Source organism: Paenibacillus sp. sptzw28 (assembly GCF_019550795.1).
Taxonomy (GTDB): domain Bacteria; phylum Bacillota; class Bacilli; order Paenibacillales; family Paenibacillaceae; genus Paenibacillus_Z.
This window is the reverse complement of sequence record NZ_CP080545.1, coordinates 5,822,365-5,848,497: the sequence shown is the minus strand read 5'-3', so window position 1 is coordinate 5,848,497 and position 26,133 is coordinate 5,822,365. Positions and strand designations below refer to the sequence as shown.

At 47.7% G+C, this 26,133-nt stretch carries 32 protein-coding genes and 1 pseudogene; 31 read left to right on the top strand and 2 right to left on the bottom strand.

All coding sequences use genetic code 11. The features are described from left to right. Positions 1–14: 14 nt before the first annotated feature. The 7 genes and pseudogenes from KZ483_RS27090 to KZ483_RS27060 form a co-directional block, all read left to right on the top strand. Positions 15–218, top strand: a pseudogene (locus KZ483_RS27090) (class I SAM-dependent methyltransferase); the annotation flags it as partial. Positions 219–354: 136 nt separating this feature from the next. Further along, entirely contained in the window at positions 355–774 is a 420-nt protein-coding gene (locus KZ483_RS27085; RefSeq protein WP_220350591.1) for a MerR family transcriptional regulator, read from the top strand. Then, positions 771–1,289: a hypothetical protein gene (locus KZ483_RS27080; RefSeq protein WP_220350590.1), complete on the top strand. Its 519-nt coding sequence runs from the start codon at positions 771–773 to the stop codon at positions 1,287–1,289. The genes KZ483_RS27085 and KZ483_RS27080 overlap by 4 nt, the downstream gene beginning before the upstream one ends. A gap of 32 nt (positions 1,290–1,321) precedes the next feature. Then, the gene (locus KZ483_RS27075) at positions 1,322–1,498 is read left to right on the top strand and encodes a hypothetical protein (protein WP_220350589.1); all 177 of its coding nucleotides are present in this window, start codon (positions 1,322–1,324) and stop codon (positions 1,496–1,498) included. Between the two features lie 552 nt (positions 1,499–2,050). Then, positions 2,051–3,250 (top strand): bis-aminopropyl spermidine synthase family protein, encoded by a 1,200-nt coding sequence (locus KZ483_RS27070; protein WP_220350588.1) that lies wholly within the window; start codon positions 2,051–2,053, stop codon positions 3,248–3,250. 37 nt (positions 3,251–3,287) lie between these two features. Then, a complete protein-coding gene (locus tag KZ483_RS27065) occupies positions 3,288–4,061 on the top strand; it encodes a GNAT family N-acetyltransferase (protein WP_220350587.1) in 774 nt (257 codons plus the stop codon). A gap of 243 nt (positions 4,062–4,304) precedes the next feature. After that, on the top strand, positions 4,305–5,186 hold the full coding sequence (locus KZ483_RS27060) for a hypothetical protein (RefSeq protein WP_220350586.1): 882 nt from the start codon (positions 4,305–4,307) through the stop codon (positions 5,184–5,186). 101 nt (positions 5,187–5,287) lie between these two features. Here KZ483_RS27060 and KZ483_RS27055 read toward each other — a convergent pair whose 3' ends face one another. Further along, positions 5,288–5,908: a DUF3298 and DUF4163 domain-containing protein gene (locus KZ483_RS27055; protein WP_220350585.1), complete on the bottom strand. Its 621-nt coding sequence runs from the start codon at positions 5,906–5,908 to the stop codon at positions 5,288–5,290. A gap of 111 nt (positions 5,909–6,019) precedes the next feature. On the opposite strand from KZ483_RS27055, the gene KZ483_RS27050 reads away from it, so the two are divergent. From KZ483_RS27050 to KZ483_RS27040, 3 genes are all read left to right on the top strand, one after another. Further along, a complete protein-coding gene (locus KZ483_RS27050) occupies positions 6,020–6,841 on the top strand; it encodes a hypothetical protein (RefSeq protein ID WP_220350584.1) in 822 nt (273 codons plus the stop codon). A gap of 3 nt (positions 6,842–6,844) precedes the next feature. Beyond that, positions 6,845–7,375 carry a DinB family protein gene (locus KZ483_RS27045; RefSeq protein WP_220350583.1) on the top strand — a complete coding sequence of 177 codons (531 nt, stop codon included), beginning with the start codon at positions 6,845–6,847 and terminating at the stop codon, positions 7,373–7,375. Between the two features lie 118 nt (positions 7,376–7,493). Then, positions 7,494–8,168: a DUF421 domain-containing protein gene (locus KZ483_RS27040; RefSeq protein WP_220350582.1), complete on the top strand. Its 675-nt coding sequence runs from the start codon at positions 7,494–7,496 to the stop codon at positions 8,166–8,168. A 68-nt stretch (positions 8,169–8,236) separates the two neighbouring features. On the opposite strand, the gene KZ483_RS27035 is transcribed toward KZ483_RS27040, so the two are convergent. After that, on the bottom strand, positions 8,237–9,043 hold the full coding sequence (locus KZ483_RS27035) for a PPK2 family polyphosphate kinase (protein WP_220350581.1): 807 nt from the start codon (positions 9,041–9,043) through the stop codon (positions 8,237–8,239). Positions 9,044–9,178: 135 nt separating this feature from the next. Here KZ483_RS27035 and KZ483_RS27030 point away from each other — a divergent pair, with 135 nt between their 5' ends. The 21 genes from KZ483_RS27030 (at position 9,179) to KZ483_RS26930 (ending at position 26,001) form a co-directional block, all read left to right on the top strand. Next, entirely contained in the window at positions 9,179–9,709 is a 531-nt protein-coding gene (locus tag KZ483_RS27030; RefSeq protein WP_220350580.1) for a YfiT family bacillithiol transferase, read from the top strand. A gap of 11 nt (positions 9,710–9,720) precedes the next feature. Continuing rightward, complete coding sequence (locus KZ483_RS27025; RefSeq protein ID WP_220350579.1) at positions 9,721–10,407, top strand: VOC family protein; 687 nt, start codon at positions 9,721–9,723, stop codon at positions 10,405–10,407. Beyond that, complete coding sequence (locus tag KZ483_RS27020) at positions 10,407–10,979, top strand: histidine phosphatase family protein (protein WP_220350578.1); 573 nt, start codon at positions 10,407–10,409, stop codon at positions 10,977–10,979. The genes KZ483_RS27025 and KZ483_RS27020 overlap by 1 nt, the downstream gene beginning before the upstream one ends. Before the next feature lie 5 nt (positions 10,980–10,984). Beyond that, positions 10,985–11,404, top strand: a complete 420-nt coding sequence (locus tag KZ483_RS27015; RefSeq protein ID WP_220350577.1) for a GNAT family N-acetyltransferase — start codon at positions 10,985–10,987, stop codon at positions 11,402–11,404. A gap of 18 nt (positions 11,405–11,422) precedes the next feature. After that, positions 11,423–11,806, top strand: coding sequence for a DUF3221 domain-containing protein (locus KZ483_RS27010; protein ID WP_220350576.1), 384 nt, complete (start codon positions 11,423–11,425; stop codon positions 11,804–11,806). A 90-nt stretch (positions 11,807–11,896) separates the two neighbouring features. Then, positions 11,897–12,313: a GNAT family N-acetyltransferase gene (locus tag KZ483_RS27005; protein WP_220350575.1), complete on the top strand. Its 417-nt coding sequence runs from the start codon at positions 11,897–11,899 to the stop codon at positions 12,311–12,313. Between the two features lie 282 nt (positions 12,314–12,595). Beyond that, positions 12,596–14,287, top strand: coding sequence for an RNA polymerase sigma factor (locus KZ483_RS27000; protein ID WP_220350574.1), 1,692 nt, complete (start codon positions 12,596–12,598; stop codon positions 14,285–14,287). 1 nt (position 14,288) lies between these two features. Next, positions 14,289–15,266: a hypothetical protein gene (locus KZ483_RS26995; protein ID WP_220350573.1), complete on the top strand. Its 978-nt coding sequence runs from the start codon at positions 14,289–14,291 to the stop codon at positions 15,264–15,266. A gap of 25 nt (positions 15,267–15,291) precedes the next feature. After that, positions 15,292–16,353, top strand: a complete 1,062-nt coding sequence (locus KZ483_RS26990; protein WP_220350572.1) for a hypothetical protein — start codon at positions 15,292–15,294, stop codon at positions 16,351–16,353. A gap of 27 nt (positions 16,354–16,380) precedes the next feature. Then, a complete protein-coding gene (locus KZ483_RS26985) occupies positions 16,381–16,827 on the top strand; it encodes a GyrI-like domain-containing protein (protein WP_220350571.1) in 447 nt (148 codons plus the stop codon). 191 nt (positions 16,828–17,018) lie between these two features. Beyond that, positions 17,019–17,336, top strand: coding sequence for a hypothetical protein (locus tag KZ483_RS26980; protein WP_220350570.1), 318 nt, complete (start codon positions 17,019–17,021; stop codon positions 17,334–17,336). Between the two features lie 15 nt (positions 17,337–17,351). Further along, complete coding sequence (locus KZ483_RS26975) at positions 17,352–18,290, top strand: FAD:protein FMN transferase (protein WP_220350569.1); 939 nt, start codon at positions 17,352–17,354, stop codon at positions 18,288–18,290. Further along, positions 18,274–18,861 carry a ferric reductase-like transmembrane domain-containing protein gene (locus KZ483_RS26970; RefSeq protein ID WP_220350568.1) on the top strand — a complete coding sequence of 196 codons (588 nt, stop codon included), beginning with the start codon at positions 18,274–18,276 and terminating at the stop codon, positions 18,859–18,861. The genes KZ483_RS26975 and KZ483_RS26970 overlap by 17 nt, the downstream gene beginning before the upstream one ends. Before the next feature lie 260 nt (positions 18,862–19,121). Further along, positions 19,122–20,159 (top strand): FecCD family ABC transporter permease, encoded by a 1,038-nt coding sequence (locus tag KZ483_RS26965; RefSeq protein ID WP_220350567.1) that lies wholly within the window; start codon positions 19,122–19,124, stop codon positions 20,157–20,159. Further along, complete coding sequence (locus KZ483_RS26960) at positions 20,153–21,184, top strand: FecCD family ABC transporter permease (RefSeq protein ID WP_220350566.1); 1,032 nt, start codon at positions 20,153–20,155, stop codon at positions 21,182–21,184. Before KZ483_RS26965 ends, KZ483_RS26960 begins: the two co-directional genes overlap by 7 nt. A 39-nt stretch (positions 21,185–21,223) precedes the next feature. After that, positions 21,224–22,201 carry an ABC transporter substrate-binding protein gene (locus KZ483_RS26955; RefSeq protein WP_220350565.1) on the top strand — a complete coding sequence of 326 codons (978 nt, stop codon included), beginning with the start codon at positions 21,224–21,226 and terminating at the stop codon, positions 22,199–22,201. A gap of 232 nt (positions 22,202–22,433) precedes the next feature. Continuing rightward, positions 22,434–22,787: a DUF952 domain-containing protein gene (locus tag KZ483_RS26950; RefSeq protein ID WP_220350564.1), complete on the top strand. Its 354-nt coding sequence runs from the start codon at positions 22,434–22,436 to the stop codon at positions 22,785–22,787. A 250-nt stretch (positions 22,788–23,037) separates the two neighbouring features. Continuing rightward, on the top strand, positions 23,038–23,391 hold the full coding sequence (locus KZ483_RS26945) for a hypothetical protein (protein ID WP_220350563.1): 354 nt from the start codon (positions 23,038–23,040) through the stop codon (positions 23,389–23,391). A gap of 217 nt (positions 23,392–23,608) precedes the next feature. After that, the gene (locus KZ483_RS26940) at positions 23,609–24,088 is read left to right on the top strand and encodes a hypothetical protein (protein ID WP_220350562.1); all 480 of its coding nucleotides are present in this window, start codon (positions 23,609–23,611) and stop codon (positions 24,086–24,088) included. Between the two features lie 219 nt (positions 24,089–24,307). Further along, positions 24,308–25,276, top strand: a complete 969-nt coding sequence (locus KZ483_RS26935; protein ID WP_220350561.1) for a P-loop NTPase family protein — start codon at positions 24,308–24,310, stop codon at positions 25,274–25,276. A gap of 248 nt (positions 25,277–25,524) precedes the next feature. Continuing rightward, a complete protein-coding gene (locus KZ483_RS26930; RefSeq protein ID WP_220350560.1) occupies positions 25,525–26,001 on the top strand; it encodes a DinB family protein in 477 nt (158 codons plus the stop codon). Positions 26,002–26,133 lie beyond the last annotated feature (132 nt).

Sequence of the window (26,133 nt, the reverse complement as noted above, 5' to 3'; positions counted from 1 at the left end):
AGGAAGTTTTCAATATGGATAACAGAATTGAAAAGATCAGAACTGAAGAGAGAAACTACCATGAAGCTTGTTACGAGAATTATAAGCTGTTTGAAGCCGGTTCATGGCTGCATAAGCCTGTGAAGACGGTAATGGAATACCTCGCAGCCTTCGATGACAGAGAATATTTATCCGTATTGGATCTGGGTTCTGGTGTGGGCAGAAACAGCATACCCATTTTTTAAAGACAACTTGTTGCTCAGAGTTGTCTTTTTTGTTGCAATTTTAGCGGGCTCTAAATATAATGACATCATACTGTTAATGTTACAGTATACTGTAACTACAACAGTTGACTGTCATAAGGAGTGAGGTCATTTGAATACCTATACAGCCAAACAGATTACGGACCAGCTTCGAAATGACGACCCGGAGATGAATTTACGAACCGTCCGGTATTATACACAAATCGGCATCATTCCTCCGCTCGAATTGGTTGGCAACAAACGTGTCTATACAGACAAACACCTTCATTTTTTTCGGGCGATTTTAACATTGTCGAGGACCGGAGAAACGCTTGCCTCCATCCAGGAAAAACTAAATGGCCTCACCATGGAAGATATCATAAGAATCGGTGAGAAGCTTACAATGTATAAACCAAATGGCATTCTCGAGAACGAAACTCATCAAGTTAGCGAAGACGTTTACCTTACGCTCAGTCCCCGGGTTTCTGCAGAACTTAGGCAAAAAATGATTGAAACAGTCTCTCAGCTTATTAAAGGGGACCGCGGCTCATGATAACGGTGAAATTAGAAAAATCCGTGATGGAAAACGAAGAGGGCATCAATCACATATGGATTCAATATCAACAGTTTCCCGGCGCTGAAGGTATAACCGGTGTTCGGATCAGTCTCCAGCTCCCCGAAGGAATGCATCGTTTGCCGAATATGAACGGCTATCCCGAAAACGAATTTGGCGCTATTGAAATGGGCAGCCCCATAAAAGGGAGTGATGTACTCATTGAAGTGTATACCGGTAAGGCTGTTCCCGGTGATAAAGGTGAAATTTCCGTCATTGTCGATTGCCGGGACGATACAGGTCAGCCGCAGCGGTACACTCATTCTGTCACCGTAAACTTCGTTAATGAGGATGAGATGAATGACTTGTTCATTGATGAAGAGGTCACCGGGCGAGTGAAACAATTGCGCCGCTCCCTTGGTGATGAATGGGAATTTACGATCATAAAACCGGTAACCATAGTGCAGTTCAATGAGTTGTCTGAGCTTGAGAAAAAGTACCGTATCGAATATTGAGCATCTCACTTGAGAGATTGGAGCTGATTGGAATGGTCACAAAACAAGACAGGTACACGGTCGAATATGTCTTCCCTTTCAACAATGTCGTCTTTTACCGCGATATTACGGCAAATGGAATAGAAGATGCCAAGGTACAAATTCAAGCTGCGCATCCGGATGTTATAATTCGCGCGGTAACGTTACAAGAAGAGGGTACTACAGTTTAATTGAGCACGAGTTCAAAAAATATTTTCTAATCAGTGTAAATTGGGCGAATTGATTCGTACGGAGCTTGCGCGTCCGCAGCACCAAGTCCCCTGTCACAGGAGAGCGCCCCGAGCAAAAATGAATTTTTCAGGGGTAACTAACTAATGTTGGTTTTTTTATGAAACGCTCGCACCCGTTGACTTTGCCGCCTGAGCAAACTACAATGTATTTATCTGTAAAATAGGAGAGATTTTGATGTCGGGGTTCGTTCTTAACTAAACAATTCCATACAAGAGGTTTCTGCAGTTCCATGAGCGGTTGCTTATCCAAGCAGCTCTTAATTTGTCATGGTCACTTCGGCATCCTCGGAATTAGTTAAGAACAACGGATATCATACAATGCCTTAGGTGTACACCTATCATTGCGCCCAATCCGTGCTGAGTTCAGTGCGGATTTTTGTTTTATCGGGCTCTTTTTTAGGCGTCTCCAAGCGAGGGCGGAGAATGAACGTTATGTTCATTTCTTCGCCCTTTTTCTGTTTTGCTGAATCGACATTTATCTGGAGGGATTGCGTGAAGAATTACATCGAAGAGGCAAGTGAAAATGTCCGGATTGAGGAGGGCTCCCGAATTATCGAACAGCTTCTGCTTGAATGCTATTTCGGTTTTGGTGTTTCAACAAAGGAGCTGGCACGCAAGACGCTGCTGCCGATACCGGTTGCAGCAGCAATTAAGAAGGAGCTGATCAAGTCGGGAGCCTTGGCACAAGACCGCGGGGTCTATTGCACCGCCCAAGGAAAGGCATGGATTGAACAGGAATGGGGATACCGCGGATTAAATAACAAGTTGCACCGGGAGCTTATGGCCGATGATGCTGCTTGGGGCTCCGAGCTCGCAGATCTATTGTCCCGGCTGGAAGAGCTGTTCCGTTTGCGTCCGCAAGTGAACGTGCAGATCGATCAATCGAAATGCACCCCTGAAACAAGCCTGCGAAGGGCAATACTTTGCCTCAGACAGCATTCACTAATCGGAAAACGGATATTGTGCGTTGGCGATGATGATTTGGTCAGTATTTCGATCGGCCTGCTGCTGCAGAGGTTATTTCCGGGTGGAGAGCATTCGAAGACGACGATTGAAGTTGTCGACATCGATGAACGGTTTCTTACGTTTATTCGAGATATTGCTGGCCCGGAGAAGCTTCCTGTCAAGTGCCGGCAAGTGGACCTGCGGCAGCCATTGCCCGAAGACCTGCATGACCAATTCGACTGCTTTTTCACCGATCCGCCTTATACGCTGCAGGGCATGACCCTTTTCGTTTCCCGGGGAATCAGCGCCTTAAAGAATAGAAAAGGGCTTCCCATCTTTCTGTCCTTTGCCCACAAATCGCCTGAATTCATGCTTGCCATGCAGCGTGAGCTGGTACGGATGGGTTTGACGGTCAATGCTACTTTGCCGCGTTTTAATGCCTATGAAGGAGCAGAAATGATTGCGAACCGGAGCCAGATGATTATTTTGAAGACAACGGAGCAGACGACCCAGGAATATACCGGGTTTTTCGCAGACGCGCTTTATACGGGTGAAGTGAAACGCACGATGCGCTCATACCGCTGTATCAAGTGCGGTGAATCGGTAGAAGTCGGCTTTCAGGGTCATATTTCCACAATAGAAGAACTCAAAAATCTGGGATGCCGCAGCTGCGGGAACGACACGTTCCATCTGGTCGATAAGAAGATTATTCAAATACCTGGCGAAACAAATAAATCGAATGACTAAAAGGGGCCGCGAGCCCCTTCGCGAAAGGAAGATTCCGATGATTACGAAACCATGCAAGATTGATGAAATACAGCATCTTATTGAAGAATATATTCAGACGCTGTCCTCGCCCTTTGACTCCTTCCTGGAGGAGCACATTCTAAAATCGGCGTTTTATATTGTTTTGAACGAGGAAATGGAGGTTGGTTATTATGCCGTTAGAGATGATGAGCTTCTTACCCAGTTCTATATCCGCAGGTCGGCTCAGAAGCATGCGCAGGCTATCTTTACCCAGGTGCTTGATAAACATGACCTGAATCTCTTATTTGTTCCAACCTGTGATGAGCTGTTTATAAGCCTGGCGTTAGACAAGGACATTACCATCAGGAAACAAGCCTACTTTTTTCAGGACAGCCAAGAAATTATACCTGCAGATGATTCATTGAGCGATGTTATTTTTCGCCTGGGCGGGGTAGATGACCTTAAGGATATCGAACGGGTCTGCTCCCGTGACTTTCCGGGAGACTATGACAAGTTGATCGAGAAAGGGGAGCTGTTCACTTATTATCGGGGGGCTGCGCTGCTTGGAATCGGCGTTTTTGAAAAGAGTTCCTTGCTGCCCGGGTTCGCCAGCATCGGTATGTGCACCGATGAAGCAGTCAGAAGGCAAGGTATCGGGCGAAGCATCATACTGGAACTGATGAAGTGGTGTTATGAACACAATCTGACGCCAATATGCGGCTGCGGGTATGATAACCATGCATCAAAGAGGACTTTGGAAAGTGCGGGCATGGTGACGAGAACCAGGCTGTTAAGAATAGAGATACAGTAAGGCGCAAGGTTAAAGTTCGTGTACACGAGTACGGCTATTTGACTATACCCGTTGACGAGTCTTAGAAGCAATTCTAGGCTCGTTTTTCTTTGAGTGTATAGTTTCGTTCAACTGACAGTTGCAACGAGTCTAATACAACACTTAACATACATATTTATTTGCTAAGTTTAAAAAGTGTGATAAAATCACTGTGTACAATTTTTACCAAAATTTGTTGTATCAGAGTGAGAGGAGATGATTGATTTGGATATCGATTTCTATAGGAAATGGGCTTGCCAAAAAATGATCGAATCGTCGCAAAGCAATATGTGGGAAGGACATTGGGCGTGTGCGGTTATAGCCTTGACTAATCTCTTGGAAGAAAAACTTGCACCTCCCTTGATGGAAGATTTGATACGTAAAAATCTTGAGAAAATTGTGGATGAACATGCTAACGAACAGCAGTATCGGGTAAGCAAGGAATACGATGGCTTTGCTGCTCAAATGATGAGGCTGCTTGTCCAAAATCACCATACATGCCATGCTCTTGGGCATGACGTGATTTACACTTACTATTTGCTGAGTACGCTATTGCGTTCCATAATTCCGGCATCTGTCGAATTGTTTGATGCCATGGAGAAAATTGTTAGAAGTTTCGCATCATCAGGTCCTGGTTTTGTTACTGTGAATGGGGAGAATATCGTCATTGATCCTAACGGCATACCAAATACAGGTTTAAGATTACAGTTGACTCCGGAGACTGTGCTTGACTTGTTCCATAACTTTCAGAGACCGCTGCGAATGGAGAAAGGCGATATGCAGTTGGGGCATATCCTGACGCATGGTCACGCTATTGTAGAACTGAAACAAGCTTATTGCAATGATGTGCACGACAACTTCGATCCAGCCTTTTATGCAAGAATCAACATCTTGACTTATGCAAATACACTTGAGCAAAATCGGGTTGAAGCCAATTCCGCTTTTACGGTAACCGAGTTGAATCCATTGAAACCTTCCTACTGGGAACAGGCATTAGCTGAAAGTAGGCATGGCCATCATTATAAATATGCATACAGTTATCTGAGACTTTGCCGGATGTCGGGCAGGAGTCCATCCGATTTTCGATCGTTTCAACGTATTCTTTGAATGTTTTGTGTTTAAAGTGAGTTAATACAGGAGCTCAATCGCAACCACTGGGCTGCTGCGGAGTGATCGATCAGATCCACCTCCGGCAGCCTTGTTCCGCGTTAAACCACATCTACGGAGAGGATATCGAGCGGTCCGTTGGCCACGGCCATCGAAAGTACTTGATAATTGGAAATCGGGAACATCGGGAAGCCCACATAGTAAGGGGTAATTTCGTACAGCTGAAAATAAACGACGAGCGATTTATCCGCCAAATAGTAATCCTGGTTTGGTTTGATGGCGGTAAAGCCGTTCAACAGAGGGAGGTCTCTTTGCCTGATTTGCTGGTTGATAAGACCGGAGAGTACAGCCACATAGCCGGAGCCGGGTTTGAACAGGTCGGATAGGTTGTAGGTCCGGCCTGTATTTATGTCAAAGGTCAGCGATTTTGCAACCGTAAAACCGTGTGCCATTGGCTTCGAATAGGCGTAGTTGCTGAGAATCAGGCTGAGAATGCCGCGTTCGTTCGTCTTGATTTCGTAATGGCCGGTAACCTGCATATTGGTGCCGGTTTGAACCTTGTTTTGCTCCTGCTGCATGTCATAGACAGTATTCAATATTGTCCGGTTAATTTGTTCCTGGATGTTCAGATTCGGCATTCCGATAACATGCGGATAGTAAATGGTTATGCCGAGCGAAATGATTGAGCCGGTTTGAATTCCTGCCGGGAACTGAAACGCCATGATTATACACACCTTTCTAATAAGTGCTGCGGATGATATTAGCCTATTCAATCGGGAAGACCAAGTTGATAACGTTTTTTTTGTTGACATGAATGTAAGGATATGGGATGATTGCTTAATTTATTTCTTTGGGTTGGGGGGATATGTCTGGAACCAGTTCAGTACGCCGAACGAATTATCGAGGAAGTGCGTCGCGTAATACTAAATCACACAAGTTCTGCGTTTATCGGGTTGATTGTCCAAGGGTCTGCCGTCAAAGGCGGATTTATTCAAGGCTGCAGCGATATAGATTTCATTCTTTATTTAGAAGACTCGATCCTAAATGAAGGGAAGAAGCTGCCTTTAGAGCTGTGTCTAGATATTCATAAGGATTTGTCCAAAATTAATGTAGAACCTTTTCGATACATACAGTTTAGCGTTCTCACGCCTCAGACCAATTCCTATTTAGGCCCTATAAAAGGCACCTATCGGTTAATTGCAGGGAGACTCCTTGTTCCAGAAGCGACAAGCGGGCAGCTGCTCACTGATGCTGTGAAGGCGTTAAGTGAATTAAATCCTGATAATGCGTTTGACCCACACCGGTTGTTTGACCATGGGGAGGACCGGATCGAAAGAAGTGCAAGGCTGTTATGCACCATCGTATGGCCGGTATTATTTCAATTGTTAACCGTTATTCACAAGGATGGCATTAAAATATGGAATCTGAGTAAGCAAGAAGCAATATCTTTGTTAGGAATGTGCTCCGCAGGAACAGCAATTCAATCCTTTCATCAAGCTTTACTTGATTACTATCCGCAAGAAAATTCAGTGGATAAAGCACTTGCAGTCATTCAAGAAGGTGTCTTTTTCCTGCGAGCTGCTAAACAACATTGGACGAACTGCCTTTCGGAGGACCACAAAGTGCGCGAGGATTTTAAGACGAGAGGAATGTGAACGATGGACAATGAGAGACTTTATCTAATAACCGACGTGGATGGATTTACTCCGCAAATCGGCAGATTGGTGTCGATGATGAACTATGCCCGGATGACGACACTGAATACGGTAAAGGGACTTACTACACAGCAGCTGGACTATCTTCATGATGACCAGAGCAATTCAATCGGCTCATTATTAATGCATCTTGCGGCCGTCGAGCTTGGCTACCAGCTGGAAACGTTTGAGAGAAGAAAACCGAATGCCGAAGAGCTTCAGAAATGGCAGCCGGCTTTCGAGCTCGGGGATTTGGGCCGCAAAGAAATAAAAGGTTACTCTCTGGATTTCTATATAAATGAGCTTGATGCGATGAGGCAAAGCACGCTTAATGAATTCCGGAAACGCAGCGATGAGTGGCTGTATGTGGAAAGTCCTTTCTGGGGCGGCAAGCAGGCGAATCATTATTTCATGTGGTTCCACGTATATGAAGATGAAATCAATCATAGAGGGCAGATGCGATGGCTGAGAAAAAGGGCAATTTCATTATGCTGATATAAGAGAGCGTAAGGGCGTATACCGGAAAAAGGTCTGCGTCCTTTTGTTTTAGAGCCCGGTTCGTCCCCATTATCCATGGTTAAGGATGGATAGTGAGAACGATGGGGGGATACGCATGGATTATATGTACATTACGGTCAAGCTGGTAACCGCATTTTTCGGGCTTTGGTTCATGACCAAGCTGCTTGGCAAGAAAGAAATCTCGCAGCTGACGCCATTCGATTTCATATCGTCGCTCATGCTCAGCGAGCTGGTAGGCAACACGATTTACGATAGAGAAGCAACCTACGGGGAGCTGATATTTGCGTTGGCGCTTTGGATGGCGCTTTCGCTGCTGCTGGAGCAGGTGGTGCAGTTTCTTCCTTGGTTATCTACTCCGCTTAGCGGCAGGCCGGATATTATCATCCGGGACGGGCGCATTGACGAGCGGGCGATGAGACGCAACAAGCTGGATATGCACCAGGTCGGCATGATGCTGCGGGAGCAAAATGTGTTCAGCGTACAGGAAGTGGCGTACGCGATATTCGAGACGAACGGCAATCTTAGCGTGCTTAAAACGTCCGCTGCCGACAGCGTTACCCGCGCGGACCTCCGGCTGACGGAGAAGCCGGTGCAGCTTCCCCGTATTCTTATAGATAAAGGATTTATCGAGAAGGAAGAGCTTCAAGAGATCGGCCGTGACGAAGCATGGCTGCTTCGAGAGCTGCAGGCCCAGGGAATTACGCATCTTGCCGACGTAATCTATGCGGAATGGTCGGAAGAAGACGGCCTCTATGTCCAGCGCAAATAGCTGGACTGCATGTCGAATATCGTGCGAGTGCCGATTTCACGCTCGGACCTGCCCGCCGTCTTCCTGCTCTATTCCCGCCCTAACGTCCCGAAAGAGTCTAGGTCGACCTTCGGATAAGACAGCTTCAACTCCTTCAATGATGAAACAATGATTTTTAGCACCAGATAGTCGCGGAACCAGCGGTTGTTTGACGGAACGATATACCATGGACACTGTTTTGACCCTGTACGGGCAAAAACATCCTCATAAGCTTTAAGATACGAGTTCCAGTATCTGCGCTCCTCAAGGTCGGACGGGTCGAACTTCCACAGCTTCTCGGGGTTCTCAATCCGCTCTTTAATCTTCTCCAGCTGGAATTCGGGGGAGATATGCAGGAAGATTTTAATGACCATAACGCTGCTGTCCTGCAGCAGCTTCTCGAAATGCCGGATATGCTTCATCCGGCTTGCCGCCTCTTCATCGTCAATAAGCCTGTGAACTCTTGTAATCAGCACATCCTCATAATAAGAACGGTTGAAAGCGGTCAGGTAGCCCTTGGCAGGCGTAACTTTGTGGGTGCGCCATAAAAAATCGTGGGATGCCTCGTCAGTGGTCGGTTTCTTGAAGCTCTCCGCCCTGAAGCCTTGGGGATTCAAGTTCGAGAGCACCTTATTGATAACGCCGTCCTTGCCGCTGCAATCCATACCTTGAAACAAAATCAGGATACCGTGCGTCTTCCCTGCAAAAAGCTTCTCCTGCTCCTCCTGCAGCTGCTCCTTCAGATGCGAGAATTCCTCTTGAACATCCTCCTTGCTGCGGAAGGAAGCGGTGTCGTCCGGATTGAAATCCTTCAGGTCAAGCTGCTGATTCTTGTCCAAGCGATATAAATCCAACATTGGCGCACGCTCCATTCATGGAATTGTGTTTATGAAGGTTAATCCCCCGGGTGGTGGACGTTGAATCACCTGTATTGTAACATTATGGCATAACGTATGATGAGAGAAATTGAGACAAGTGGGAGGATGAATGCTATGGAACAACTGCGATACCCTATCGGTGCATTTAAACTGGCGGAAAAGGCAGACGAAGAAGCGCGGAGAGGCTTCATTCGCGTATTGGAGCAAGCGCCTTCGCAGCTTCGGCAGGCGGCTGCCGATTTAACTGATGAGCAGCTGGATACGCCATACCGGCCGGACGGCTGGACGGTCAGACAGGTTGTGCACCATCTCGCGGACGCGGATATGAACTGTTATATCCGCACCAAGCTGCTGCTTACGGAAGACGAGCCTATGGTCAGACCGTTTGACGAAGAAGGCTGGGCTGAACTGCCTGACACGAAGAGCGCGCCGATCGAGCTCTCACTGTCGCTTCATGATCAGCTGCACCAGCGCTGGGTACTGCTCCTTAATTCGACGCCTGCGCAGGATTTCACCCGCGGATACCGTCATCCGAAGAACGGTCTGTGGACGCTGGATGGCGCACTGTCCTTCTTCGCTTGGCATAATCTTCATCACATTGCCCACATCACGTCGCTGCGTGAGCGGATGGGCTGGCAGGAATAGAGGCGAAGACGATGAACATTAATGGCATTAAGTTATTGACGCACGACGTTGAGGCGATGACCGATTTCTACGGTCGTTTGTTTGGACTGCCTATTACATCGAAAGGCGAAGCTGAAGTAACAATACAGGCGGGTAGTTCGGCATTAACATTTATTGCTGGAAATGATGATGAAAGGCCTTATTACCATTTTGCTTTCAACATTTCAGAGCATAAGATAGACAGTGCGATCCGGTGGCTGGAAGATAGAGAGCTTACGATTAACCTCATTAACGGTCAAAAGCAATACTATTCGAGTTCGTGGGATTCGGACTCGATCTACTTTTACGATCCGGCCGGCAATGTCGTCGAGTTTATCGCACACCACCGACTTAAATCCGATTCCGGCGGCGAATTTGATTTGACGGATATATTGTGCGTCAGTGAAATTGGTCTTGGGGTAACCTCTGTTCAGGCAACCTCAGAAGCTCTCTGTGAGCAATTCGGATTACAAGTTTATAGGAACAGCAATGAGGTGTTCATTCCGGTAGGAGATGCGCACGGGCTGATTATTTTATCCGGGCTGAACCGTGACTGGCTGGGCTCGGATAAGAAAGTGGAAGTTTTTCCGCTTGAAGTTACGATAGAGGCTCCGCGGGAAGCCGCGAAGACGTTCAGGCAGGGCTCATACACGATTCATACCGCTAAAGGAGACTTATAATGACAACCCATATTTACATGATCAGGCATGCGGAATCTCCGTTCGTGCATGGAGAAGAGAGCACGCGCGGTCTATCTGAAGCGGGGCATGAAGCAGTTCTGACTATAAATGAAATTATGCGTCCGGAGCAGGTCGACGTGGTGGTGTCGAGCTCGTATGAGAGAGCCGTGCTCACAGTGCAGGGCGTTGCCGATGAGCGAGGGCTAACCGTAACCCGCTTCGAGGAACTGCGGGAGCGGGCGATTGAAGGGCTCGACTACCGTACGGCCTGGGAAGAGCTCGAGGGCGCGATCAAGCAATCTTTTATCGATAAGGATTACGCTCTTCCAGGCGGCGAATCGACAAGACATGTGCAGGAACGGGCAATTCCGGTTATTCGCAGGCTGCTGCAGGAGTATGCGGGCAGGAAGATTGCAATAGGCACACACGGTAACATCATGACGATTATTATGAACTACTTTGACGAAAGTTACGGCTATGATTTCTGGAACAGTACGAGCAAGCCGGACATCTACCGATTGGATTTCGATGGCGAGCGGCTTATCGCGGTTAAGCGGTTGTGGGAGGCTTAAAGCAGATGGGTTTGAGCTTTCGGGAAATGACGATAGACGATTATGAAGCATCCTATTCGCTTTGGACCGAGACCGAAGGGATGGTACTGAGCGATGCCGATTCCAAGCAGGCGATTGACGGTTATCTGGAGCGCAATCCGGGCTGCAGCTTTGTTTGCGAAGAGGGCGGCCGGATCATCGGCACGATATTGTGCGGACATGACGGCAGGAGAGGCTATATTTACCATGCTGCGGTGCTGCCTGAGCGAAGGGGCCATGGAATCGGCAAAAGGCTTGTGGATCTTAGCCTGGCGGCGCTTCAGGCCGCAGGTATTATGAAGTGTCACCTGTTCGTGGTTGCAGATAATGAAATCGGCAGCAGGTTCTGGAATCGTGCCGGATGGATGAAAAGAGACGGCATTATTATTTTCTCCGCAAATACATAATATTGGGCAGGTGATGGTGTGAAGCGTCCGGATTTATTCGCACTGCTGCTTCTTGGTGCCGCCCTGCTGTGTATGTTGACCGTTTATATTACGCAGGGAGTAGTAGTAAGCCGCAATCCGTTTACCCCTATTGAAGAAAATCCGAATCTGACCGGCACCATCGTCCAAATGGACAAAAAGCTTGACAGTGTGCTTGTTATCGGAGGGCTATTAGAGGAAGACCGAACCATTCCGGTGAACGATCTGTTAAAGTCCGGCAAATATCCGAATGTATATTGGATAAGCAATGTAAACACGCGCCGGTTTCAACTCGGGGACATGGTTGATGTTTGGTTTAATGAAGCCCTGGATTCTTATCCCGCTCAGACATCAGCTGTAAAAATCAAAAAGACAGATTCTTAGGCGGCCTGTTGATATGGATGGATCACGACTTTTATTTGAAGAGAGTGGTACAAGCAAATGCGGCAACTACAAATTCAACAGCTGGATTGTTTGAATAAGGCCGAGATTATTCGGTTAGTGGAAGAAAGCGAGCGGGAAGGGTATCGTCATCTGAGGCGCTTGATTGATGTTTACGAGAGCGGTGCCAATCGTTTCGGCCGTGAAGGGGAAGCTTTGTTTGCGGCTGTCATGGACGGGGAAGTGATCGGAATCGGCGGCTTGAACAGGGACCACTGCGACCGGCAGAATGCCCCAGTTGGCCGGGTCAGGCGAGTATATGTGTCGCAGCTTCACCGCCGGTCCGGAGCAGGAAGGCGAATGATGGGCGCAGTACTTGAGTTGGCCCGGCAGCATTATGATTATGCGGTGCTTCGTACGTCAAACCCCGAGGCGGACCGGTTTTACAGGTCGCTTGGGTTTAGTGCGAGGACTGATGATGCAAGAGTGACGCATGAGATGAAGCTTTAATGCTTCCATTCCAGCGTTTTATCCGGATCTGTAATTATGCGTCCATAGTAATGCTTGGAATGAATATTGTGAATTTCGCTGCATGCCGTTCCCATCCTCTTGCGTATACAGGATGCGATCGGCTTTTTTGAAGCCGTTGTTCAAATAAAAGTTTCTACCAAGCCGGAAAATTAAGAGTAAATGATCTGTACGATGAAATTTCTCCCAAATAAATTTTCAAATTGGATTTTTCGCCTCAGATTTTGTTTGCCTCGTACATCTAGTAATCAGGAGGGGAAAACGATGGACTGCGCGTTAACGGACAGCGATTTGATTGATCGGGCGCGCGGCGGAGACCGGGACGCGTTCGGGGAACTGGTGCGCAGGCATCGTGCGAAGGCTTTCGATTGGGCGCGTAACGTGGCCCGCGATCCGCACTTGGCCGAGGACATCGTCCAGGAAGCGCTGCTGCGGGCTTTCATGCATTTCGGAACACTGGCGGACATGGACCGTTTCCTGCCGTGGCTGCACCGGATTGTTCGTAACGAGGCACTCATGAAGCTGCGCAAAGGGGAGAATTCAGGACGAGAGCGCACCTTCACCGGATTCAGGTCAGCGGGGGGAGAGGCGAATGGCGTCAATTGGTCCGATCTGGACAGCATTCTGCACTATATGTGCGGGCAAAAGGACCGGACCGGCGAAGGCGGCGATCCCTCCGTGCAGCTGGCGCATCAAGAGTTCCTCCAGACCATACGCCATCTTCTCCGCTGTCTCGCGGTGAAAGAACGGGCGGTTTTCGAAGCCCACTTCTTCCGGGAGCTGTCGCCCGGGGAAATTGCCCGCTTATTCGATACAACGACCGATAACGTTTACCAGTCGCTGGCCCGCGCAAGGCAGAAAATCCGGGAAGAGCGCGTACGTGTGCGCCTTCGGGAATATGTCACTGAACGAAGGGATAACGGCGTGCCCGAAAGGGCGGAGCTGCCGCTGAGGAAAGGGCCTCGTTCCGGTGAATGGAAGCGGTGCAAAACGTCATTCGCCGGTGCGGTCTATGCCGTGCTGCCATGCGTAGGGCAGGAAGGATACACGCTGACGGACGTTATGGGGCTGACGGGACAAGCGTTCCGGTTAACGATTGAGGAGGAATGCATCGACGTGACGGGACCGACGATGTATTTCTGGGAATCAAAGTTTCGGGACGGACTGCTTAACTTGGGTCTGGAGAGCGAGCATGCGGGCGACGGCGGTGCGCCTCCGTCGCCATTCATGCTGAACAAAGGAATTGCGCACATCAGGCGCTCCATATCGCGCGGGATGCCGGTCATTGCCTGGGATTTGTTCACGCCCGAATTCGGTATTATCTACGGTTACGACGACGCGAAGCAGCTGTTGTACGCAGAAGACGCGCGGGCAAAGAAAGCTATCCCATACGACCGGTTCGGCCGCGGTGCATCGGGCGGACTGTTCGTTCTTTCCATAACCGGTCAGACACCGTACAGCGAGTGGGACTACTGGGATTCGGTCCGGAATGCGCTCGATATGATCATCCGGCATGCATACGGGGAGATGACATTCGTCGGGTATGTGTGCGGGTTAGCCGCCTATGATTGCTGGAAGGACGCCTTTAATAGGCGCTGCGTCGATCCCTTGGGCAATGCGTATACCTTGGAGGTCGCAGTGGATGCCAGAAAGCATGCTGCCGAATTCGTGCGGGGGCTTGGGCGTAAGCTGACGGAAGAAGCCGGACGCACCGAAGCGGCGGCAGTCGCGGCCGAAGCCGCAGCACAGTACGAAGCTGCTGCTGCGTCGTTGGGAGAGTTGAGCCGGCTATTCCCGTTTCCCAAGGGAGGATCGCCCAATGATCCAGTGATGGCTGCCTCTGCAGTCGCGCTGCTGGAGCAAGCTCTAAACGCGGAAAAAGCCGGGGTTCTCTCGTTGGAACGGTTACATCGGTGTCTTGGTCTAATGTTGGAAGTAACGATGGGAGGGCGATAAAATGAACGCACAAACGGAGAAAATCATCGAAGGATACAAGTACCACGGGGGCAGAAGCAATCTGGCGAACATAAACGCCTATAGCGCATGTTTCAAGCATTGGGGCAGGCCGCATGTATATACGCCTTGGTTGTACGGGGCCATCGCCATACCTTTCATGTTCCGGGTCGGGGAGGAAGTCAACTCTGCGCCTATACTTAATGAATTGCCCCACGATCGTATCGTCGGGCTGCTGAACAATCTGGGCGTACGGATCGATGGTATAAGCGCTGTGGCGGAAGGGGACGAATTGAACCGGCTTCGCGAGGAAGCGTGGGCTGCGGCGCGGAGGGCGATCGATGCGGGTTATACATGCTTCGGCCGCGGGTTTTACTTCGATCACGGTGAGACAAGCGTCGTTCAAGGCTATGACGAGGCGTCATCGGCGTATGTGATCAGCTGCTGGCACGACACGAAATACATTCCTTGGCAGTCGCTTGGCGAGCGCGACGGACTGATCGATCTTCATTGGATGACGCCAGGCGGCGCCGCTGAAGACGACCGGCGTACGGTGCGCGATGCGCTGCGGCTTGCCGTGGACTTCGCCGATGGCAAGCTGACAGGCCCGAAGACGCGCATTGGCTCCGCGGCCTACGATCATTGGGCAGCCGAACTGCGACAAGGTACTGTGGACGGTTGGTTCTTCGCTTACAGCACGCACGAATGGGACACATGCCGCACGAACGGACACAAGTTCTTGCTTGAGGCGAAGCAGCGCCTTGGCAGCGGTGCGCCTGAAGCGTTGGACGACGCGATCGTATGCTTTGGCGCGGTTCGCGAGAAATTCAATGAAGTGTACCGGCTGTTCCCGTGGGAACAGCCGCGGGGATTAATTGAAGATACCGAACGCCGTTTGGAGGCCGCTAAACTGCTGGGTGAAGCGAAGCATCACGACGCAGCGGCCATCGAGGCGTTTCGCAATGTCGTTGAAGCACTGTAACCGTTATGGAATCTAAGTTTGGGTGGTGAGTTATATCAACAAAGTAATCTTGGAGCGTTACAGCTTCTCCGGATTTCATAAATCGCACGTCGGCGCAATCAAGTCATGTCTTGATTATTTAAATATCCCTTGCTCCCCAGCCTGGGTGTACGGCATGACCGGCAGCGCGTTCATATCGGTGATCGATAGAGATGTTTCCGCTCCTAATATCGGGGAGCCGGAAGAAGCAATGTTCGATCTTGCGCGCCATTTAGGGCTGGACATCGAAGGATACCATACCTTTGCGGATAAAGCCGGGTTTGAGCGGCTTCAGAGCGAAGTCTGGGATGCAGCGCGTTTCGCGCTCGATCAGGGATTGCCCGTCTTCGCCAAGGAGCTGGATCTGGGCAATGAAACGTCTGTCGTTTACGCTTATGACGAAGAAGGCTATTATACGCACTCATGGCACGCCGGGAGCGGACATGAAGGCTTCGATGACGTGATCCCGTGGACCGAGCTTGGCCGTAATTATTGCCCATGCGCTATGTGTAAAGCGAGAAAACGCAGCCGGGAATGGGCCAATGAAACGGTATATACCGGTGAACCGCAGGAGGGCGGTTTCATATCTCTGCATTGGGCATCCCTGACTGCACCATCCGACGACCGGACTGCGCTTAGAGCAGCACTTCGTTTTGCGCTTGATTTCTCGCGGCGCGAGACTTATGAATGGGGCGGGCGCACGTTTTATAGCGGACCTGCGGCCTATGACAGATGGATCGAAACGCTGCGAACCGATACGATCCTCGGGTTTTATATGGGTTATTTCGCAGACATAGGCCACGAAAGCCGCCGATACGCTCAATTGTTTCTGAAGGAGGCCAGCGAAAGGTTCGATGGTGCTTTTTCCGAAGAACTGCGCCTCGCCGCTGACCATTATACGTTCGTCCACGAGGCTTTTCGCTCCCTGGTCGACTTGTTTCCATGGAGCCAGCCCCACACGAGGATCGAAGATCCGGACCGCCGCCGGGAAGCGGTTGAAATATTGACCCGGATCAAACAGCTGGAGATGGAAGGGTACCGTAAGCTGGAGAACCTGCTGGTTATGTGAAGATAATCGCGAAAGGATTGTTTTGCAATGGACGCAGAAAACCGGATTGAACTGCTTGAGATTCCAGAGATAAGACTTGTAGGCTTATCGGTCACTTCATCCTTCAAGGGCCATCTGCCCGAACGAGTGGAAGCCATGAAGCAGGAATTCTATAAACGTAAAGGTGAGATTCCAAACGTCATCCATCCGGAGCGATACATAAGTCCGAGTTTTTCTTCGGAGGTTCTTTTTACTTACCTCATCTGTATGGAAGTCGAGGACCTCTCGGAAGTGCCGGAAGGGATGATCGGTTTTACGATCCCTCCGCATCGTTATGCGAAGACAAAGTCCACAGGCGATCCGTATCAAGTCATTCATGATTACTTGAATACCAACGGTTTACAAAACGACAATAGGGCCCTCGCTTTGGAAATATACTATTTTGATAAGCCCGTCTGGCCGGACGAGGCGGAAGTGCTTATTCCTTTGAAATAATGGAGGCGGCCGGGAATGTACGGACGGAATGACTGCCAAGACTGCCGAGCTCGGCAGTCTTTCTTTTTTGCATCCATAGATGCTCAGCAAACATTCAGATCAGGTTCATTTAAACTTAATATGTGCACGGCATAATGAAGACATGGATATGGACTTCTCAATAACAAACCTATTTAGAAGGGATGATTAATATGGCAAATAATATATGGTCTAAATGGCTGATCGGGTTATCAAGCGTAGCATTATTTACCGGATTTGTCGGCTTTGCATCCAAAAACAGCGAATCGCTGACACAAACGGAAAAGTTATCATCGTCAAGCGGCACGGTTCAAACATCGACTCAGGATGAATTGTCAAATCAGTGGATGAGTGACAATCAGAGCAGTAGTTCATATGGGGGAACGAACAATGACTCTGGCAGCGATATGAACAGTGACAGCTCGGTAAACAATCAAGGCAGCGGTTCTCAAGGAAACTTCACCGGGCGAATGAGAACGCAGGGTTCGTAACCAGGGGGTGTGGACATGCATACATTCCGAGCAATGAACACGGATTTTGTAACATCCGGACTCCCGGACCGGGCAAAAGCAAAGGCGGTGAGCTGGTTTGCTTTCGTCGAGCGCAACCTCAGCCGCTTTCTTCCGCAGAGTGAGCTTTCCGCACTCAACCGTTCCGCAGGCCGCCCCTTCCTCGCTTCTGCTCTGCTCTACCAGGCGCTTTCGGAAGCGGACCGGTATTACCATAAAACGGGGGGCTTGTTTAACCCTTACTTGGGCAGGATTCTTAACAATCTCGGGTACTCGGGAAGCTTTGAAACGCTATCCGATCAGAGGGAAGTCCGTCGTCAAGAAGGTCTGCTTAAAACACCGTTAACCGGCCCTCTTGCCCAATTGAATCCTGCCATGAAGAGCGTACAGCTTCTTCCTGAGGCTTCCGTCGACCTCGGAGGAATCGCTAAGGGATGGAGCGCCCATCAGCTGGCGCAAATGCTGCAGCGGGACGGTATCAGAACGGGCGCGATCAATGCCGGAGGAGATATTTCGCTCTGGGGAGCGCCACCTGAAGGGTTTGAGATCGGCGTGGCTGACCCCTATCATCCGGGAGAGGATCTGCTTACGCTTCAAATCCGGGGTTCAGCGGGAATTGCGACAAGCAGCACGATCAAGCGCCGCTGGAAGGATGATTCAGGCAATGAACACAATCATATCATTGATCCCCGCAGCGGCAGATCCGGCGCTTCTGACCTGGCACAGGTTACAATGCTTGCTCCCGACCTGACGGCGGCCGAAGTATACGCCAAATGCGTCCTCATTCTCGGTTCAAGATCGGGTATCGACTGGCTGGAGGAGGTTTGCCCGGGATATGCGGCGATAGGGGTCCTCAAAGACGGTTCACTTATATTCGGCGGGGACTTGTCGCAATACTGCAAGGAAGGAGAGCTGCGATATGAACGGATTTCTTGATGCCTTATCGGTCTGGTCCACGACGCGGGCTGCCGGTATAACCGCATACGTATTTCTATTCCTATCCACTGCGGCCGGAATCATAATGAGCCTTAAAATGCTAAACGGCCGCGCGAAATCCGTACTTCTCACCGTACATCAATCAAGCGGCTGGTTCGGTTTTCTGTTTGGCATACTGCATGGCAGCGTCCTGCTATTCGACAAATATGTAGGGTATTCGCTTGGCGAGCTGTTGTTTCCGTTCACATCGCATTCGCATCCCGTGTTAACCGGACTTGGTACATTGTCATTCTATATCGCTCTGATTCTGATCATCTCGTCCGATATGATGAAGCATCTAGGAAAAAAAGTGTGGCGGACCATTCATTTCCTGGCGTTTCCGGGATATTTCATGGGACTCATACATGGCTTTTTCATCGGAACCGACACGCAATATCCGTGGGTGAAAACCATGTACTTCGCTACGGCGGGCGCCGTCCTCGTTCTTACTCTGTTCCGGATCGCCGCTGTTAAGTTTGAACGGAGATCGAAACCGGCAGTCAATCTAAAACCGGATACGTCCTCAAATTGAGGCCTGCATAACAATAGATATGAGAGTCCGAGACCATCTCGATACACCGGTATCAAGCTGGTCTTTTGACTTGGAACATTATGAGAGGGGTTGAGAATTTAATTGAAACTGACTATACTAAGAGGAGAGAATGATTCTCATTACCAATAGAGGAGTGCTTATTTTTTTGGCGATTAGATGATAATGATTATCATTAACAAAAAGGCTTTTCTAATCCTTGGGAATCAGTCAAGTATCACTCATAACGCAATGGAGGAAACATGTCAGGTAGCACTGCTGCAAATGAAGCAACAAAAGTACGCTCGCACCCTTTTATTGCAGCTGTCATTTTGATTATCGGGACAGCGTTATTAGGCCTCGGATTAGCTGTTTCGATATCGGTCGGTGCAGCGGATATAAAGCTCAGAACGGTATGGGAGGCTGTCGTTCATTTTAATCCGGATATAACCCAGCAGCAAATCATCCATCAGCTTCGCCTGCCGCGCGCACTGGCAGGAGCTCTCGTTGGTGCGTGCTTTGCCGTAGCCGGCGCCATGATGCAGGGGATGACGCGCAACCCGCTTGCAAGTCCGGGATTACTTGGGATTAATGCGGGCTCCGCCTTCGCTTTAGCTGTGTGCTTTGCATTTTATCCCGGTATTCAGTTTAAATTCCTGATCTTGTTTTCCTTTGCGGGTGCTGCATTAAGTGCAGGAATTGTCTATGGAATCGGATCTTTGGCCAAAGGAGGCTTAACACCCGTACGGCTTGTCCTGGCCGGGGTTGCCGTTTCCGCGCTGCTCTCCGCGTTCAGCGAGGGGATTGCGATTTATTATCAAATCGGACAAGATCTGGCCTTTTGGTTCGCTGGCGGGGTAGCCGGAACGAACTGGACACAGATTCAAATCATGCTTCCGTGGATGATAGGGGGGCTGATTGGCGCTTTGATTTTGTCCCGTTCAATCACAGTGCTCAGCTTAGGAGAGGAAGTAGCTGCAGGGCTGGGTCACCGGACAGTCCAGGTCAAAGCTGCAGGTACTGTTATCGTGCTTATTCTCGCCGGTACGGCGGTATCTGTTGTAGGACCGGTAGGATTCGTAGGCCTTGTCATTCCACATGTCGCGCGTTTCCTTGTGGGCGTGGATTATCGCTGGATCATTCCATGTTCGGCCGTTCTGGGCGCACTGCTTATGGTGGTTGCGGATATTGGCGCAAGAATGGTAAACCCGCCCTTCGAGACGCCAATCGGAGCGATAACCGCGCTGGTCGGGGTTCCCTTCTTCTTATATCTTGCCCGTAAAGAGAGGAGGGAATGGTAGTGCAGCTGTCTCAGACGGAGCGAATGAAGTCCAGACGCTTTATCTACATAATGCTGATATTTACGATACTTATGATCGTATTGTTACTCATCAGTATGGATACAGGTTTAATCCGTCTTTCACCAATAGATGTTGTGAAAACACTGCTTGGGGCAGGTACAGCGAAAAATGAACTGATCTTGTTTGATTTTCGCCTTCCAAGAATTGTACTTTCCGTGCTGGTGGGAGCGGGACTCGCGGTTTCGGGCGTAATTCTTCAGGGCATATCCCGTAATGTGCTCGCTGACCCGGGAATTCTCGGCATAAACGCGGGAGCGGGACTCGCAGTTATTCTCTTTATTTCATTCTATTCTTCCAAAGAGGCCGCTCCGGTTTTTTTACTGCCTTTCTCCGCTCTGATGGGGGCGGGGCTGACAGCTCTGCTCATTTACCTGCTTGCCTTTAGAAAGGGGGAGGGCATAGCCCCGACTCGGCTTATTTTGGTGGGGATTGCCGTAGCTGCCGGTATCAGTGCTGTCATGATTGTCCTAACCACCCGCCTTGACCCAAGAAGCTTCCAGCTTGCGGCGATTTGGCTGGCGGGGAGTATTTGGGGGACGAATTGGAAGTTTGTGCTTGCACTGGTGCCCTGGCTGGTGATTTTACTCCCTTATGCCATTTACAAGGCAAGAGTATTAAACGTATTAAGCATGCATGAGCAAGCTGCAATTAGCTTGGGGACTGCAATTGAACGGGAGCGATTGGCGCTCATATCAACGGCGGTTGCCCTGGCCGGATCCTGCGTAGCTGTTGGCGGTGGGATCGGGTTTGTCGGACTCATCGGGCCCCATTTGGCGCGAAGGCTGGTCGGACCCAATCATCAGCACCTCATTCCGGCTTCTGCAATGGCGGGAGGGCTGCTTCTTATCGCTGCTGATACATTAGCACGTTACATTCTTCAGCCATCCGAAATTCCGGTTGGAATTGTAGTGTCGGTCATCGGTGCACCGTATTTTCTATATTTGCTGGCGAAATCGAAAGCTTAAGTCACACAAAAACAACTTAAGGATAGGTGAAAGTTCAACATGGGCATTTTACGAAAACATCTCTTTTCAGGATTAACTTTAATCATATTAAGTACAGTAATTCTCACTGCTTGCGGTACTAGCCAGGAAGCGGCAAAAGAAGTGAATACCGGCGCGAACGAAGGCCAGGCATCTTCGAAAAGGGTCATAACACATCTGGCCGGAGAAACCACAATTGAGGGCGAACCTCAAAAAATTGCCGTACTGGATTATCGTTTGGCTGATTCGCTGCTCGCTTTAGGCATCAAACCCTATGCCATGACCAGCTATATGGGAGAGACGAAGATAGAGTATATTGATGGGGACCCGTTAAAGGGTGTCAAAAACCTGGGAGATCAGCCTAATCTGGAAGCGATTCTGGAGGCTCAGCCTGATTTTATAATAGGACGTCAGGATGATAATAAAATTTATGATGATTTATCGAAAATCGCTCCCACGATCCTTGTACCGATTCACACGGACTGGCGTTTAAACTTTCGTGAACTGGCTCAAATGCTGAACAAGAGTAAGGAAGCTGAGCAATGGATTGCCCAGTATGACAAAAAGGCGGAAGAAGCGAAGAAAAAAATAAGCGGAAAGGTTGGCAAGGATGCAACCGCCCTGTATATGCGAGTCATGCCGAAGGAATATCGTATTCACGGACCTAACCAGGCGTTTGGCGCGACTTTAGCCCAGGATCTGGGTTTCAAGCCATTACCACAAGTCGAATCCATTAAGAAGTTCGAAGCTCTTTCCATGGAAAAATTGCCCGAACTGAATCCGGATTATATTTTCATCCAGGTAGGCGGTCCGGTCAAGGGCGGGGATAAAGCGGCAGAAAAGAAATATGCAGAGCTGACCCAAAGTCCACTCTGGAAAGACCTTAAGGCTGTAAAGAACAATCATGTTTACCTTGTTCCTTACTGGGTCATCAGCGATTACCCTAATATTAAAGATAAGTCTATTGATCTTGTTTTGGAGAAGTTGGGGTTGAGTTAATCGGATTAAATAGGGGTGGACGAAGATAATGAATAACCGGCTAGCGTAATCACGCGGGCCGGTTATTTTTTTTGGAGCTTTTACGGTAAAAGGTTCATTAAAAGGAAATTAACAGTATTTGTCGAATGATTTCCTTGTTATGATTGATTTCGTGAATATCGCTTATATTGAACTTTTGCGAAATTCGCAGAATAGTAGTTATGTGACATAATTGCAAAAGGGGAAAAAGCATATGAAAATAACTCATATAACAACAAAAGAAAAATGGGAAGAAGCAAGAACTAAGGGATATTATGATCATGAGAGTATAGAAAAAGAAGGGTTTATTCACTGTTCTTCGCCACAACAGGTATTGAAAGTGGCAAACAAATTATATAAAGGACAAGAAAAATTATTACTTCTTTTGATTGAGGAGAGTATGGTGAAATCCAATATTATATGGGAAGACCTTTACAACTTGAATGAACTTTATCCCCATATCTACGGTGTGATAAATATTGAAGCAGTCATAAATACATATGATTTTAAGCCAAGGGAGGATGGGAGTTTTCAACTACCTTCGGAACTTCGGGATAATAAGGATTGAAGGGCTTATGGAGTAGTTCGAAGAAGGCAATTACGTCAGATAACACCGCATTCACGCATCGGGCCATCCAGCCCTCGGTCCGCAAGGAGTGGTTTCGAAGAAGCTAATTCAGAGGACAACCCTGCACTGCCTAACCGCATCGGGCCGCTCCCGTTGGTCGCTTAAGGCAGTGAGGGTTCGTGAATACCAGAACGTTATACGACATCACTGTAATAGATACAGAAGACCTTATTTATGGAGTTGATTCTAGGTGCCAAAAACAAATTTAGATACACGTTTTATCGAAGCTTGCTCTAATCACGGCGAGGGAACCGAATCAGGAAATTACAAGAAAGCTAATAAAGCTGCTCACAAAATATTTGATATAGTCACAGAATTAAAAAAACAGAACAATTTAGAATATTTATTTAAGTTCATTGAACATGACAATGATTCAGTAAGGCTTTGGAGTTCGAGCTATCTATTAGATATTGATAATGAGAACAGAGCAATTGATACAATAAAGAAACTAATAGGGAAACCGAAGTCACTAGTATCTTTTTCAGCAAAAGTAACAATAGACGAATGGGAGAAAGGAACATTAAAGATGTATTTTAAAGATTAACTTTGTAAGAAGGTTCGAAGATGACAGTGGCTGCGTCGCTGACGCTCCTTGGTTCGCCCGAGGCAATGGCGAAGATGTAAGATCAGGCGAACAACCCTTTACCACCTAACCGCAATCGCGGCCGGGACTAGCGTCCCTTAAGGTGGTGAGGGTTCGTGAATACAAGAACGTTATACGAAACCTCTGGAAAACCATAAAATCAGGAGAAATTCTTGTTATGAATAGAGCAAAGTTACTCTTTAATACTTCTTTTACTTATTTGTTAATAATAATAGTTCTGCTGATTAGTGGTGGCATTATTGGTACACAGATAAAATCAACACTCTCAATCAGTGAACTATTTGGCTTTTCTAGTGAAGAGTATATTTTGGAAGAAAGATTTGATTATAGTGATGACATTATTGATTACTTTGCTGAACCGGATAATTATTCAGCTGAGTTGTATTATGAACTAGATCGAGCACAGTTGAGAGAGTGGAACTACCCAGAACCTTTCTTATTATATATTGGATTAATTCTTTTGGTACTATCGGTATCTTTGGTTATCAAGAATATAGTTAAATTAAAGAAAAAGTCTTTTAGAATAATTATTGTATGTCTCTTTACGCTGATATTTTTGTATTCTATGTTAATTTGGTCAGATCCATTATCTCTTTTTAATCAAGTCGTATTAAAGATAAGAGGCTATAACTTGTAGGCAAATCAGGAAGTCAGAGGCTTCGCATAACACCGCATTCACGCATCGGGGCATACGCCCCTCGGTCCGCGAGAAGCATTTTCGAAGAAGCTGATTCAGCGGACAACCCTGCACCGGCTAAGATAAGAGCTATCTAAGCCGGTGAGGGTTCGTGAATGCAAGAACGTTAGGCGAAACCCCTGCAAGAACAAAAACACTACATAGATCGGTTGTGATCTTTTGATAGATACCAAACTAGTACTTATAGAAGGATTACCTGGTTCAGGAAAATCTACGACTGCTCAATTTATCTCTAGATGTCTTTCTCAAAGTGGTATCAAGAATAAGTGGTGGTACGAAGAAGAGAAAGGACACCCTGTTTACTTATTTAATTCTGAAGAATCAATGCAGCAGACTATCGATAATCTTACCAAAGGGAATTATGAAATCATTATAAAGAAAGCATTAGAGCAATGGAGAGTATTCTCTGATTCATTACAAAATATGGAGGAGGTTGTTATAGTAGATAGCACCTTCTTTGGTTATTTAACTTGGACCTTGTTTCCGATGAATGCACCAATTGAGGATATTGAAAAATACTTACTCGAAGTTGAAGCCATTATCAGACCATGTAGGCCAATATTAATCTACTTTTATCAAAGTGATCTATACACCTCACTCAAAAAAATATGTGAGAGAAGAGGGGGAAACACGGCAGAACAATTTATTCAAAATGCGAATCAATCAAAATACGGGAAGAAACGAAATCTAACAGGTTTCGATGGGATGTTATCCTTTTGGAAGGATTATCGCAATTTTACAGACAATATGTTTGCAAAGATAAGTACTAGAAAGCTTTCAATTGAAAACTCCGAGGGCAGATGGAACGAATACCTACAACAAATTGTTAATTTTTTTGAGATAACAATTAATGAAAAGATGAATACTCCTTCAATAGAGATTGATCACTTTGTTGGGATTTATAATAACGATGAAACAACTTGTGAAATATATCGTAACGGCGATGTGTTATACATTGATGGCATTCAACAGATATGGCCGAATAGCAAACTTCTACCAAGAGAAGGAAATAAGTTCGAAGTTGAATCGTTGCCAATAAATATTACATTTGATTTGAATAAGCTATTTATTACCGGGCCACAATTATTTGACGGAAAAGTTGAAAAGATGTTAATGAAACAGGATTAATAATAATAGGTTAATTCGAAGAAGGCAAGGGCATCGCCTAACACCCGCATTCACGCATCGGGGCATACGCCCCTCGGTCCCCCGAGGTAATTGCAGGGAAGCAAAATCAGGGGACAACCCTGCACTGGCTAAGTCCGTCGGACCCGGCTCCCGCTGGTCGCCTTAAGCCAGTGAGGGTTCGTGAATGCAAGAACGTTATGTGAAATCGACAGAAATCCAAAATAAAACACCAGATTGGAGCCTATTACATGTTGAAAGAAGAGGACTTGAAAGTTGTTCAACTTTATAATGATGCACCGAAGGTACTCATGGAAGTTATAAACGGTTTAAGTGAGAAAAAACTGGATTTATCTAGAGGAGATGGGAAGTGGACCATCCGAGAAATTGTACATCATATTGTAGAGTGTGATCTAAACTATTTTCAAATAAATCGATATGCACTTGCAAATACCGGCGAGAAATTCATTTTTAATGAATTTGACGCACACATGTGGAATCACTCTATGAATCATAGTAAGAGAGCAATAAAAATTGAGGTACAACTGTTTTGTACAATTCGGGAATACATATCGTATTTATGTGAATCAATCCCCGATTCTTTGGATCGGATCTTAGTTCATCAGGATGGAAAAGCAACGGTTAGAGATGCATTAAATCATGATATAAATCATTCATATCATCACATTGAGCAAATAAAAGAAACAAGAAAAGTACATAACATATAAAGAGATTTTGAAAGTAATTCACTGAAGCTGCCGACATCACATAACACCGCATTCACGCATCGGGCTAACGCCCTCGGTCCGCAGAAGAAGACTCATTGGGAATCAGCGGACAACCCTGCACTGACTAACCGC